Source organism: Halalkalicoccus tibetensis (assembly GCF_037996645.1).
GTDB lineage: Archaea > Halobacteriota > Halobacteria > Halobacteriales > Halalkalicoccaceae > Halalkalicoccus > Halalkalicoccus tibetensis.
The window spans coordinates 276,120-288,674 of sequence record NZ_JBBMXV010000001.1; the positions used below are offsets into that span (position 1 = coordinate 276,120).

Here is a 12,555-nt window from a genome sequence, read left to right on the forward strand (position 1 = left end):
ATGAGCATGGAAGGCAGCGGCGACATGAGCCTCGCGTTCGATCTGGCGGCACTTCAGGAGCTGGCCGAGCCCGACCGGGTGTTCACCGACGCGCGCCAGTGGACCGAGTACGTCGGCGTCGTCAGCGAGAAGCCGACCTACGTGGTGACGAACTTCACCCGCAAACACCGGATCCGGCAGGACTTCTTCTCGGGCCCGCGCGGGCGCGAGGAGAGCCTCGAGAGCGTCAAGGACCAGTTCGACACCGCCCGTCACGTCCTCGTCGGGACGGCCGAGGAGGACCGCGAGCTCGCGGAGCGGGTCGGCTGGGAGTACCTCCCCGTCGAGGACGCCGCCGAGGCCGCGGGCTGGGAGCTGGCCGCGGACGCCCCCGAACCCGAACCCGCCGAGGACGAGCGCGACGACTGGCCCTGAGCGAAACGACGGGGCTTATTAGGCGACCGGGACACCGACCGATATGGCACTCGACGTCGGACGCGCGCTGAAGGAAGGGGCCGAACGGCTCGCGAGCCGCAACGGCGCCCTGTTCGTCGGCGCCTTCCTGCTCGTCTCACTGGTCGGAAACGTCGCCCTCGACAGCGCGGCGGTCGCCCTCGAGGCCCTGACGGCGGAGCTGGCCGCCGAAGCGGGCCAGCCAGCGCCCGAGTCGCTGCCCGAAGGGGCGACGCCGCTGGCGTTCGACCTGCCCGGCTCGGTCATCAGCATGCTTCTGGTGGCCTGGCTGCTCGCCTGGGCCGCCACGAGCGTCCTCGCGGTCCGCGTCATGGCGAGCGAGCACACGAGCGCGATCCCCGACGAGCTGCTCTCACGGCGGCTGACAAGCGCGACGATCCACGAGCTCGTCGCCCGCGTCGTGGTCCTGACGCTGGTCGGGGTCGGTTTCCTGCTGTTCGTCCTCCCCGGGGTCTTCCTCGCGATCTGCTTCTACTTCGTCCGGCCGCTGATCGCGATCGAGGACCGCAACGCGATCGACGCGATGACCGAGAGCTGGCGGCTCTCGCGGGGCGACCGCCTCGCGGTCCTCGGGGTGATGCTCGGCGCGGTCGCCGTCTACGTCGCGATCTCGCTCGCGGGGTCGCTCGGCGCGCTCGTCCTTTCGCCGGTGCCCGGCGCCGGGATGGCGGTCTCGATCGCCTTTGCTGCGGTCGCGAACGTCTTCTGGCTCGCCGTCTCGGCCCGGGCGTTCGTCCAGCTGCGCGAGCCCGAGGAGCCAGAACCCGAACCCACGGAGGGCTCCGGGCCCGACGACGAGTGGGACGACCCGCCGGGCGTCGAGTGGTAAGGGAAAACGCGTCCTTTAACCGATTGACGGCGCAAGTGAGGACGATGGCAACGCCCCGCGTCCCCGGCGACGAGGAGATCGAGCTCCCCTGTGGCGAGTCCGTCTCGCTCGCGGAGCTGGACATGGGGATGCGCGAGTACGCCTGTTCCTGTGGCGAGCGCCACGCCGTCGTGATGGACGTCCACCCGCCCTCGCGGTTCGTCCCCGAGGCGATCGTCGAGGTACTCAGAGAGACCGTCGAGACCGAGGACGACTTCGGCGAGTTCGGCACGCCCCACGTCATGGGGGTCGTCCTCGAGGAGTTCCCCGAGGAGGTCGTCGCCGAGGACGTCTCCGACGACGGCACGGTCGGGTACTCGATGCTCTGGCTGACCGACTTCGATTCTCGAAGACTGCACGTGATCGTCGTCGAGCTGTTGGTCGAGCTGATGGATCACGCCATCAGCCACGCGGAGGACGACACCGCCGCCACCGAGTTCGAGGAGCAGATGCTCGAGTTCGACGTCGAGGCGTTCGTCGACGACTATCGAACGGCTCGCGAGTTCGAGAGCGAGCACGACCGGCCGGCCTGACGGGGCAAACTGTTTGTGGGCGAGCGACGATCGATGGGTATGACGACCACCGACCGCTCGCGGGAGCGCCGCGAGGAGATCGAGGCGATCCTCGAGCGAAAGCCCGGCGTCCGTGAGGTCCGCGACGAGGCGGATCGGTATACGGTCGTCGGAGCCGCGGGACGGGGCACCTACGCGAACTGGCTGACGCCGGTCGAGGAGCACTTCGTCTGTCACCGCAACGCGATCCCCGAGATCGAGGACGACTCCTGGAGCGTCGCCTTCTCCGGTGGGCTCGCGGGCGAGGCCTCGGTGGCAGAACTCGCCGAACGGTTCCCGACGGTCGCGGTCGCGCACACGATGGAGTGTGCGGGCAACGGACGGGGCCAGCACGAGCCCGAGACCGGCAGCGTCCAGTGGGGCTTCGAGGCCGCCGCCACCGCCGTCTGGACGGGCGTCCCCCTGAGCTCCGTGCTGCGGGCGTTCTCGGAAGAGCTCCCCGAGGAGGGCTGGCTGACCGCCGTGGGTGGTGACCCGGACGAGGAGGGCGTCTTCGCGCGGTCGATCCCCCTCGAAAAGGCGGTGGACGACTGCATTCTGGCCGTCGGCGTCAACGGTCGGCAGATCCCCGCCGAGCACGGCTATCCCGTCCGGCTGCTCGTCCCGGGCTGGTACGGCGTCAACAGCGTGAAGTGGCTCGACGAGCTGCGCCTCGCGGACTCGATGGTCACGGAGGGCTCGCTCGACCGGCCCGGGCGCCACGCGCGGTGGCAACAGGAGGACTACCGGATCCATCCCGCCGGCGAGGCTCCCGAATGGATGGAAACGATCGGAACCGCAGACACCTGGGGGCAGTTGGAATCGGACGAGGTCGCACATCCCTACACGTTCGATCAGAACGTCATGTCGGTGATCGGGACGCCCGACGGCGAGGGGTCGATCCGCGCCGGGGAAATCGACGTCTGTGGGGTCGCGTGGGCGGGCGACGACTCGGTCGAGCGCGTCGAGGTTTCCTTCACTGGAGGCGACGAGTGGACCGAGGCAGAGCGCTTCGGTCCCGAGTATTCGGGTGCCTGGCGGCTCTTCCGGTGCTCCTGGAACGCGGAGCCGGGCACTCACCGCCTCGTCTCGCGGGCGACCGACGAGCACGGGCGGACCCAGCCCGCGACGATCGGCTCGCCCGAGGAGGGGCTCGACGCCCTCGGCTCCGGTCGGTACCCCTGGAACGAGGGCGGATACGCGGCCAACGCGTACCTGCCGAACGCGCTCGAGGTCCGAGTCGAGCCCGACGAGTAGGCTTCGAATCTCGAAACTCGGCTTCGCTTTCCTCAGCGTATCGTGTCGCTTATTACGATGTACGAACTGAACCCGACAATGACCGACGAGGACACGGTCGACGGGGAGCAACGGACGATCCTGCTGATCGGGAGCGGCCCGATCCAGATCGGGCAGGCCGCCGAGTTCGACTATTCGGGCGCGCAGGCCTGCCGAGCCCTGCAGGAGGAAGGGGCCCGAGTCGTCCTCGTCAACTCGAACCCCGCGACGATCATGACCGACCCGGAGATGGCCGACAAGGTCTACATCGAACCCATCACGACCGAGGCCATCGCGGAGATCATCCGCAAGGAGCAGCCCGACGGCGTGATCGCGGGGCTGGGCGGCCAGACGGGGCTGAACGTCACCGCCGAGCTCGCCGAGGAGGGCGTGCTCGACGAGCACGACGTCGAGATCATGGGCACGCCGCTGGAGACGATCTACGCGACCGAGGACCGCGAGCAGTTCCGCCACCGGATGGAGGAGATCGGCCAGCCGGTGCCCCGCTCGCGCACCATCGAGTCGATGGCCGAGATCGAGGGCGCCGTCGAGGACGTCGGCGGCCTGCCCGTGATCATGCGCACCACCTACACGCTCGGCGGATCGGGCTCGGGCGTCGTCGGCGAGATGGACGAGCTCAAGGAGTCGGTGCGCAAGGGGCTTCGCCTCTCGCGGAACGGCGAGGTGCTGATCACGGAGTCGATCGCCGGCTGGGTCGAACTCGAGTACGAGGTGATGCGCGACGCCGACGACTCGTGTATCATCATCTGCAACATGGAGAACCTCGACCCGATGGGCATTCATACGGGCGAGTCCACCGTCGTCACCCCCTCGCAGGTGATCCCCGACGACGGCCACCAGGAGATGCGGACCGCGGCGCTCGACGTGATCCGCGATCTCGGTATCCAGGGCGGCTGTAACATCCAGTTCGCCTGGCGCGACGACGGCACCCCCGGCGGCGAATACCGCGTGGTGGAGGTCAACCCGCGCGTGTCTCGCTCCTCGGCGCTGGCCTCGAAGGCGACCGGGTATCCCATCGCGCGCGTCACCGCGAAGGTCGCGCTCGGGAAACGGCTCCACGAGATCGACAACGAGATCACCGGCGAGACCACCGCGGCCTTCGAGCCCGCGATCGACTACGTGGTGACGAAGGTCCCGAGGTGGCCCAAGGACAAGTTCTCCGAGGTCGACTTCGAGCTCGGCACCGCGATGAAGAGCACGGGCGAGGCGATGTCGATCGGACGAACCTTCGAGGAGTCGCTGCTGAAGGCGCTTCGCTCCACCGAGTACGACCCCGACGTCGACTGGGACGAGCTGTCGGACGCGGAGCTCGAGACGGAGTACCTCGAGAGCCCGACGCCGGACCGCCCCTACGCGATGTTCGAGGCGTTCGAGCGGGGCTACTCGGTCGAGGAGGTCTGCGAGCTGACGGGCATCTACGAATGGTACGTCGAGCGCTACCGGAACATCGCCGGGGCGGCGACCGCGGCACGGAACGGCGAGTTCGCGGGCGCGACCGGGATCGGCTTCACGAACGCGCAGGTCGCGGCGGGGATCGACGCGAACGAGGCCTCGACGATCCCGCAGGCCGATGGCGGGACGATCGACGCGGTCGAGGCGAGCGCGCCCGAGCGCGACTTCAAGCAGGTCGACACCTGCGCCGGCGAGTTCGCGGCCTCGACGCCGTACTACTACTCCTCGCGCGCCCGCGGCGACCGTCTGGGTCGCGACGAGCTGCAGATCGATACGGACGCCGAGAGCGTCGTGATCGTCGGTGGCGGCCCCATCAGGATCGGTCAGGGCGTCGAGTTCGACTACTGTACGGTCCACGCGGTCCAGGCGCTCCGGGAGAACGGCATCGAGGCCCACGTCGTCAACAACAACCCCGAGACCGTTTCGACGGACTACGACACCTCGGACGGGCTGTTCTTCGAGCCCATCACCGCCGAGGAGGTCGCCGACGTGATCGAGGCGACGGGCGCCGACGGCGCGATGATCCAGTTCGGCGGCCAGACTTCCGTCGACATCGGCGAGCCCCTGGAGGCGGAGATCGAACGCCGGGGGCTCGACTGCGAGGTCATGGGAACGACCGTCGACGCGATGGACCTCGCGGAGGACCGCGACCGCTTCAACGGACTGATGGACGAGCTGGGGATCGCCCAGCCCGAGGGCGGCACCGCGACCAGCGAGCCCGAGGCGCTCGATCTGGCCCACGAGATCGGCTATCCCGTCCTCGTGCGGCCCTCCTACGTGCTCGGGGGCCGCGCGATGGAGGTCGTCCACTCGGACGAGGAGCTCACGGAGTACATCGAGGAGGCGGTGCGGGTCGCACCCGACAAGCCGATCCTCGTCGACGAGTTCCTCGAAGGGGCCGTCGAGCTCGACGTCGACGCCGTCTCCGACGGTGAGCGCGTGCTGATCGGCGGGATCATGGAACACGTCGAGACCGCCGGGGTCCACTCGGGCGACTCGGCGTGTATGATCCCGCCGCGCTGGCTCGAGGCCGACGCGATGGGACGCATCCGCGAGGTGACCGAGGACATCGCCCGCGCGCTCGACACCGTCGGGCTGCTCAACGTCCAACTGGCGGTCCACGAGGGCGAGGTCTACGTGCTCGAGGCAAACCCCCGCTCCTCGCGGACGGTGCCGTTCGTCTCGAAGGCCACGGGCGTACCGATCGCGAAGCTCGCCGCGCGCGTCATGGCCGGCGCGAGCCTCGACGAGCTCGACGCCGCCGAGCGGATCCCCGAGCAGACCAGCGTCAAGGAGGTCGTCCTGCCGTTCGACCGCCTCCCCGGCAGCGATCCCCGTTTGGGCCCGGAGATGAAATCGACGGGCGAGGTCATGGGCACGGCCGACTCCTTCGGCAAGGCCTACTGGAAGGCCCAGCAGGCCGCCGGCGCCGTCCTCCCGAAGGGCGGCACCGCGGTGATCGACCTCGACGTCGACGGCTTCGACGAGTTCTACGAGGTCCGGGAGTTCGAGGACGTCCCCGAGGCGATCCGCGAGGGGAAGGTCGACCTCGTGGTCACGCGTGACCGCGACTCGCTCGAGACCGCCGTCGAGGAGGACGTCACCTACTACTCGACGGCCCCGAGCGTGCAGGCGGCGCTCGAAGCCCTGCGTGCGCGCGACGAGCCGCTGGACGTGCGCGCGGTCTCCGAGCGCCCGGTGAAGGAAGCCGAGTGGGGCCGCTGAAGCGGCCGGGTAAACGTTCAACCGGCTCGCGCCGATAGGTGAGCCATGGCCATCGAAACCGTGCTGGTGGCGGGTGCGAGCGGGAAGACGGGCCGCGAGCTCCTGAACCTCCTTCGAACCACGGGGCTCTCGGTCCGCGCGATGACGCGCGATCCCGGGAAGGTCGATCAGTTGGAACGGCTGGGCGCCGACGAGGTGATCGTCGGGAACCTCCTCGAGCAGGCCGACGCCGACCGCGCCGTTTCGGGCGTCGACGCCGTGCTCTGTGCGGTCGGGACGAAACCCGGCCTCGGGGCGCTCACGGGCCCGTTCGTCGACGGGCAGGGCGTGATGACCCTCGCTGACGCCGCGAGCGAGGCGGGCGTCGAACACTTCGTCTTCGAGTCCTCCCTGGGGGTCGGCGACGCGAAGGCCGGCCTGCCCCTTCCTGCGCGCCTGCTCATCCGGCCGATCCTGCGCGCGAAGGACCGATCCGAGAGCCATCTCCGCGAGTCGGGCCTGACCTACACGATCCTCCGACCCGGGATGCTGACCGACGACGCGCCCTCGGGCGATGCCGTCGTCGGCGAGGGCGGCGACTCGGTCTCGGGTCGCATATCGAGGGCAGACGTCGCGCGGCTGATGGTCGCCGCGCCCTTCACCCCCGAGGCCGCCGGTCGGACCCTCGAGATCGCGGGCCGGGACGGCCTTCGCGGCACGCCGACGAACGTCGTGGCCATGAGGTGGGTCGAGCCGAGCGCGGTATAGAGACCTATAGAGACTCGGGAGGGGACTATATCCCTATTAGGAAAGTTGATACGTTCTCCCGAGCAATGGCCGGCAATGGCTACCGGCCGGAGCATCGATCCACTGTGGGCCGCCGAGTCGGTCCGCGTGTCGGTCCCGGAGACCGCACCGTCGCTGATCGCCCACCGCGGCTTCGCGGGCGAGTACCCGGAGAACACGGCCGCTGCGATCCGGGCGGCCGCCGCCGCGGCCGACTGGGTCGAGATCGACTGCCGACCGACCGCCGACGGCGCGATCGCCGTCTTCCACGACCACCGCCTCGACCGCTGCACCCCCCTCTCGGGGCCCGTCAGCGAGGTCGGGAGCGAGGCGCTGTTCTCGACGCCCGTCGACGGCGGCGGGACCGTCCTCTCGCTGCCCACGGCCCTCTCGCTCGTCCCGGCCGAGGTCGGCGTCGTGCTCGACCTCAAGGGCCGATCCGGTGAGTCGCCGACCGGCGAGCCCGAGGACTGGGGCTGGATCGACCGCGTCGTCGAGGTCGCCCGGGACGCCCCGAACCCGACCCTCGCCTCGACGTTCTGGGAGGGGGCGCTCTCGACGGTCGACGGACGCCTGCCGACGGCCTATCTCTTCGCCGACGACGTCGAGGAGGCGTTCACCGTCGCCGAACGACACGGCTGTCGGGCGATCCATCCTCCATCGGAACTGATCGCCGGGACGCCCTTTGCCGCCCGCGACGCGCCCGACGACCTCCTCTCGCGGGCCGAGGAGCGCGGACTCGCGGTCAACGTCTGGACGGTCACGGGTCGCCACGAGGCGGCGGCGCTCGCGGAGCGGGGCGTCGACGGGCTCATCGCGGACTACGGCGACGTCCTCGCGCCGCGCGCGCTCCCGCCGTAGGACGGCCTCAGTCGGCGCTCGGGCTCGCGGCCTGCGTGCGGGCCATCCCGAGGACGTCGTCGAAGAAGTCGAGCGAGTCGTGGGGCCCCGGGTTCGCCTCGGGGTGGTACTGGCGGGTGATCACGCCCAGCTCGTCGCTCTCGAGGCCCTCGGGCGTGTCGTCGTTGACGTTGATCTGGGTCACCTCCAGATCGCCCGGCTCCGCGACCGTGTAGCCGTGGTTCTGGGTCGTCATCACGACCTTCCCCGAGCGCAGGTCCCGGACGGGCTGGTTGACGCCGCGGTGGCCGAAGGTCATCTTCTCGGTCTCGCCGCCCAGCGCCCGGGCGACGATCTGCTGGCCCAGACAGATCCCCGCGACGGGGATCTCGCCGACGAACTCCTCGACGAGCACTCGGGCAGCCTCGAAGTTCGCGGGGTCGCCCGGCCCGTTCGAGACGAACAGCACGTCGGGGTCGAGCTCCTCGATCTCCGCGGGCGTCGTGTCGTAGGGCAGGACGTGGACGTCCGCGCCGCGCTCGACCAGCGAGGAGGTGATCGATCCCTTCGCGCCACAGTCGATCAGCGCGACGTCGAACTCGCCCCCGCCCTCGACCGTATAGGACTCCTCGACGCTGACCTGCGCGCCGATGTCGACGTGCTCGCTCATCCCCTTGCACTCGGCGAGTTCCTCGCGGGCGTCCTCGGGGGTGGCGTCGGGGCCGGCGGCGATCCCGCATTTCATCGCACCCTCGTCGCGGATCTCGGTGACCAGATCGCGCGTGTCGACGTGGTCGATCGCTGGCACGCCCTGTTCGGCGAGCCAGTCGGCCAGATCGTCGGTGAGTTCGAGGGCGATCGCGGCGCGGGGGTGGACCCGCTCGGACTCGAATCGCTCCTCTCGAACGCCGTAGTTCCCCACCAGCGGGTACGAGAAGGTCAACACCTGCTCCTCGTAGGAGGGGTCGGTCAGGCTCTCCTCGTAGCCAGTGTAGGCGGTCGTGAAGACCAGTTCCCCGCGTGCGGTTCCGGGGGCGCGGGTACGCGCTTCGAGCACGCGCCCGCCCTCGATTGCCAGGTAGGCGTCCGACATTACGAGATGCGTATGGACACGCCGCGTATAAACCTTGCTTTCGAAGCGAGGTTACGAATTTCGTAACGATAAAGCCGGCCGGCGGAGAACCCGAACCCGAATGGACGAGCTGGATCGGGAGATCCTCGACGTGCTGCGCCACGACGCCCGAACCCCCTACACGGAGATCGCCGAACGGGTCGGAACCAGCGAGGGGACGGTCAGAAACCGGATCGAGCGGCTGACCGAGACCGGGATCATCGAGCGCTTCACCGTCACCACCCGGACGGGCAACATCAAGGCGATGATCGAGCTCGGCGTCGACGTCGCGGTCGACACCACCGAGGTCGCCGGGCGGATGGCCGAGTGGACCGCCGTCGACTACGTCTGGCAGGTCTCGGGCGAGGAGGACGTCGTGTTGATCGTCGACGCCGCCGACACCGGCGAGGTCAACGACCTCATCACGCGTGCCCGCGACATGGACGAGGTCGTGAGCACCACCACCCGGCTGATCCTCGACGAGCAGCGCTAGTCGTCGCCGCTCGCGCCCTCGTCCCCGGGCGGCGGCCCGATTCCAGGGCTATCGCCGAGGTGACCCTTGTACTCGTGGACGCGTCGGTAGCCCCGCCGGACGAGCCGGGCGAAGGGGTCATCCGAGAGCCGAGCCTCGACCCGGCCCTCGCGGATCGCCCCGACGATCGACTCGGGGCTGGGGTCGGCCTCGATCCGCGTGTAAGCACGCCCGACCTCGATGGGATAGTGGGCGTCGCTGCCCCCGACCAGCGGAATCCCCCGCACTTCGGCGATCTCCCGGACGAGCGGCCACGTTCGGGGATGTTTGCCGTTGAGCTCGATCGCGTCGAACTCGACGTCGGTCTCGCGGATCGTGCTGTTGCGAAACGGGTGAGCGATGATCGCGACACAGCCCCGGTCGTGGGCGAGCTCGACCGCCTCTGCGGGCGTGAGCCGCCCCTTCTCGGTCCGGGTCGGGGGATCGGGGCCGAGGACGAGGACGTGGCCCTTCGTCGTCGAGATCTCGATCCCCGGGATCGAGAGGAAGCCCTCTTCGGGATCGCCGAGCGGCCGGTAGTAGTCGTGGTTCGTCAGGGCGACGCCGTCGAGCCCGCGGCGCTTCGCGACGCCGGCGAGCGCGGCGTGGCCGTACCGGTCAAACCGGGCCGCCAGACGGTCGTGGCCGTGGAAGAACCGTGTGTGTGCGTGGAGATCGAGCGAGAGCACACCCCGTCTACACCCCGCCAACGCTTTGCGCTTTGGTCTCCTCGTCCGGGACATGGCCGGCAACGAGGACGACTGTGTCGTCGTCGTGAACCCCGAGAGCGGTCGGGGGGACGACGGTATCTCGAGGATACGCGAACTGGCTGCCGAGTACGGGTTCGAACTCGCGGTCTCCGAGGAGCCCGGTGACCCCGTCGATCTGACCCGCAAGGCGATCGAGGCGGGCGCGACCCGGATCGGTGCCTGTGGCGGCGACGGGACGGTGAACGAGGTCGTCCGCGGGATCGACGCCGCGGGGGCGCTCGAGGCGACGCTGCTGGGTGTGATCCCCGGCGGGACCGGCAACAACTTCGCGGGCAACGTCGGCGTCGAGGGGATCGAACACGGCTTCGAGCTGCTGGCCGAGGGGGAGACCCGTCGGATCGATCTCGGGGTCGCCGGCGACCAGCTGTTCGTCAACTCCTCGGTTTGCGGGCTGACCGCCGACGCCAGCGAGTCGACCTCCTCGGACCTGAAGGGGCGCTTCGGCGAGCTCGCGTACGTCTTCAACACGATCGACCGGATGCGCGACTTCGAGTCGATCCCGCTGCACGTCCACGCCGAGGACGCGGGCGGGAGCTGGGACGGCAACGCGATGTTCGTCCTGATCGGCAACGCGCGGCGCTTTCCCGCCGGCGGGAACGAGCAGGCCAACGTCGAGGACGGCCTGTTCGAGGTGACGATCATCGAGGACGTCTCGACGGGCCAGCTGGTCCGCGAGACCGCGACCCGCCGCCTCCTCGGCGGCGAGGTCAGCAGCCTCCATCGGCTGACCGCCTCGTCGCTAACCGTCGACGTCAGGGGCGACGAGCCGGTCTCGTTTAGCTTCGACGGCGAGATCGCCCGGTTCGACGAGCTCCCCTGTCGCGTCCGGCCAGGTGCCCTCGCGGTGCGGGTCGGCGACGCCTACGACCCGATCCCGCCGGAACCGGAGGATGTTTGACCGGGCCGGCTGATATCGGGATATGAGCGTTCAGGACACCGCGGGCGAGGAGCCACACGAGAACGCCCGCCAGGAGGTCATCGCGGTCGACGCCGACGACGCAGAACAGGGGCTCGTCAACCGCCTCGAGGCCCACACCGGCGACGGGATCCGCCACCGGGCGTTTACCGCCCTGGTCTTCGACAACGACGACAACATCCTGCTGGCCCAGCGCAGCCCCGAGAAACGTCTCTGGGACACCCATTGGGACGGCACCGTCGCCTCCCACCCCGTCCAGGGCCAGAGCCAGGAGGACGCCACCCGGGCTCGACTCGACGACGAACTCGGGATCGCCCCCTCCCAGTACACCGACCTGCGGGTGACCGACAAGTTCGAGTACAAACGCTACTACCCCCACGAGGGCGTCGAACACGAGGTCTGTGCCGTGCTCAAATGCACGCTCGACGATACTACCTTGGACCCCGACGAGGCCGAGGTCGCGGGGCTGATGTGGGTGCCCTACGAACGGCTCTACGAGAACCCCAAGTGGTACCGCCAGCTTCGCCTCTGTCCCTGGTTCGAGATCGCGATGCGCCGCGATTTCGACTGAGGGGACTTTTTGTCTCCGGCGCGAGAAGGGACCGTATGGCACCCGACAGCCGCGTCTATCGCCTCGTGGACGGCATCTCGAACGTCTATCTCGTCGACGACGGCGAACTGACGCTCGTCGACGCCGGGACGCCGGGCGACGCGAAGGAGATCCGCGAGGGGATCCGCGCGCTCGGCCACGCCGTCGCCGACGTCGACCGCGTCCTGCTCACCCACTACGACTACGACCACGTCGGCGCGCTCTCCTCGCTCGGACTGAACGTCCCGATCCACGCCGGCGAGCCCGACGCGACCTACGTGACCGGCGCGGCGAAGCCCCCGCTTACGAACCTGAAGGGGCTCACCCAGCGCGTCCTCGGGCGGAGCCTCGACCACCCGGACCTCACCTCGCTGCCGGTGACCGACGGCGAGGAGATCGGCGGCTTCCGGGCCTACCGCACGCCGGGCCACACCGCCGGCCACACGGTCTACCTCCACGAAGGGCTCGACGTCGCCTTCCTCGGCGACTGCGTCCGAGAGGAGGAGAGCACCCTCCAGCCGATGCCGGGTTGGTTGTGTGCGGACGCGGAGCGAAACCACGAGAGCATCAAGGAGCTCTCCGAACGGATCCCGACCTTCGATTACGGCGCGCCGGGCCACGGCGAGCCGATCACCGCGGGCGCGAGCGCCGTCTTGCGCCGCGTCGCGGCCGGGCTGTAAGCCGAATCCTTATTTTCGGTGCGGACCT

At 69.4% G+C, this 12,555-nt stretch carries 13 protein-coding genes; 11 read left to right on the forward strand and 2 right to left on the reverse strand.

Features of this window, described 5'->3' with window-relative positions; all coding sequences use genetic code 11:
* Positions 1 to 6: 6 nt before the first annotated feature.
* The 7 genes from WOA58_RS01625 to WOA58_RS01655 all read left to right on the forward strand — a co-directional run bounded on the left by WOA58_RS01625 (position 7) and on the right by WOA58_RS01655 (position 7,971).
* Positions 7 to 414 (forward strand): DUF7124 domain-containing protein, encoded by a 408-nt coding sequence (locus WOA58_RS01625; protein WP_340603113.1) that lies wholly within the window; start codon positions 7 to 9, stop codon positions 412 to 414.
* Between the two features lie 43 nt (positions 415 to 457).
* On the forward strand, positions 458 to 1,282 hold the full coding sequence (locus WOA58_RS01630) for a hypothetical protein (RefSeq protein ID WP_340602386.1): 825 nt from the start codon (positions 458 to 460) through the stop codon (positions 1,280 to 1,282).
* Positions 1,283 to 1,326: 44 nt separating this feature from the next.
* Positions 1,327 to 1,854: a DUF5815 family protein gene (locus WOA58_RS01635; protein WP_340602387.1), complete on the forward strand. Its 528-nt coding sequence runs from the start codon at positions 1,327 to 1,329 to the stop codon at positions 1,852 to 1,854.
* A 39-nt stretch (positions 1,855 to 1,893) separates the two neighbouring features.
* Positions 1,894 to 3,129: a molybdopterin-dependent oxidoreductase gene (locus WOA58_RS01640; RefSeq protein ID WP_340602388.1), complete on the forward strand. Its 1,236-nt coding sequence runs from the start codon at positions 1,894 to 1,896 to the stop codon at positions 3,127 to 3,129.
* A 78-nt stretch (positions 3,130 to 3,207) separates the two neighbouring features.
* Positions 3,208 to 6,345 carry a carbamoyl-phosphate synthase large subunit gene (gene carB / locus WOA58_RS01645; protein ID WP_340602389.1) on the forward strand — a complete coding sequence of 1,046 codons (3,138 nt, stop codon included), beginning with the start codon at positions 3,208 to 3,210 and terminating at the stop codon, positions 6,343 to 6,345.
* A 45-nt stretch (positions 6,346 to 6,390) separates the two neighbouring features.
* Positions 6,391 to 7,092, forward strand: a complete 702-nt coding sequence (locus WOA58_RS01650) for an SDR family oxidoreductase (protein WP_340602390.1) — start codon at positions 6,391 to 6,393, stop codon at positions 7,090 to 7,092.
* A 75-nt stretch (positions 7,093 to 7,167) separates the two neighbouring features.
* A complete protein-coding gene (locus tag WOA58_RS01655; protein ID WP_340602391.1) occupies positions 7,168 to 7,971 on the forward strand; it encodes a glycerophosphodiester phosphodiesterase in 804 nt (267 codons plus the stop codon).
* Between the two features lie 7 nt (positions 7,972 to 7,978).
* Here the strand turns inward: WOA58_RS01655 and carA are convergent, their stop codons facing one another.
* Complete coding sequence (gene carA / locus WOA58_RS01660; protein WP_340602392.1) at positions 7,979 to 9,043, reverse strand: glutamine-hydrolyzing carbamoyl-phosphate synthase small subunit; 1,065 nt, start codon at positions 9,041 to 9,043, stop codon at positions 7,979 to 7,981.
* Between the two features lie 100 nt (positions 9,044 to 9,143).
* Here carA and WOA58_RS01665 point away from each other — a divergent pair, with 100 nt between their 5' ends.
* Positions 9,144 to 9,554 (forward strand): Lrp/AsnC family transcriptional regulator, encoded by a 411-nt coding sequence (locus WOA58_RS01665; RefSeq protein WP_340602393.1) that lies wholly within the window; start codon positions 9,144 to 9,146, stop codon positions 9,552 to 9,554.
* Here the strand turns inward: WOA58_RS01665 and WOA58_RS01670 are convergent.
* Positions 9,551 to 10,261 carry a PHP-associated domain-containing protein gene (locus WOA58_RS01670; protein ID WP_340602394.1) on the reverse strand — a complete coding sequence of 237 codons (711 nt, stop codon included), beginning with the start codon at positions 10,259 to 10,261 and terminating at the stop codon, positions 9,551 to 9,553. The two genes, WOA58_RS01665 and WOA58_RS01670, sit on opposite strands and share 4 nt — an antisense overlap.
* A gap of 52 nt (positions 10,262 to 10,313) precedes the next feature.
* On the opposite strand from WOA58_RS01670, the gene WOA58_RS01675 reads away from it, so the two are divergent.
* From WOA58_RS01675 to WOA58_RS01685, 3 genes are read left to right on the forward strand one after another with little or no spacing between them, the layout of a single operon-like run.
* Positions 10,314 to 11,240, forward strand: a complete 927-nt coding sequence (locus WOA58_RS01675; protein WP_340602396.1) for a diacylglycerol/lipid kinase family protein — start codon at positions 10,314 to 10,316, stop codon at positions 11,238 to 11,240.
* 22 nt (positions 11,241 to 11,262) lie between these two features.
* The gene (locus WOA58_RS01680; protein ID WP_340602397.1) at positions 11,263 to 11,829 is read left to right on the forward strand and encodes an NUDIX hydrolase; all 567 of its coding nucleotides are present in this window, start codon (positions 11,263 to 11,265) and stop codon (positions 11,827 to 11,829) included.
* Between the two features lie 35 nt (positions 11,830 to 11,864).
* Positions 11,865 to 12,527: an MBL fold metallo-hydrolase gene (locus WOA58_RS01685; RefSeq protein ID WP_340602398.1), complete on the forward strand. Its 663-nt coding sequence runs from the start codon at positions 11,865 to 11,867 to the stop codon at positions 12,525 to 12,527.
* Positions 12,528 to 12,555 lie beyond the last annotated feature (28 nt).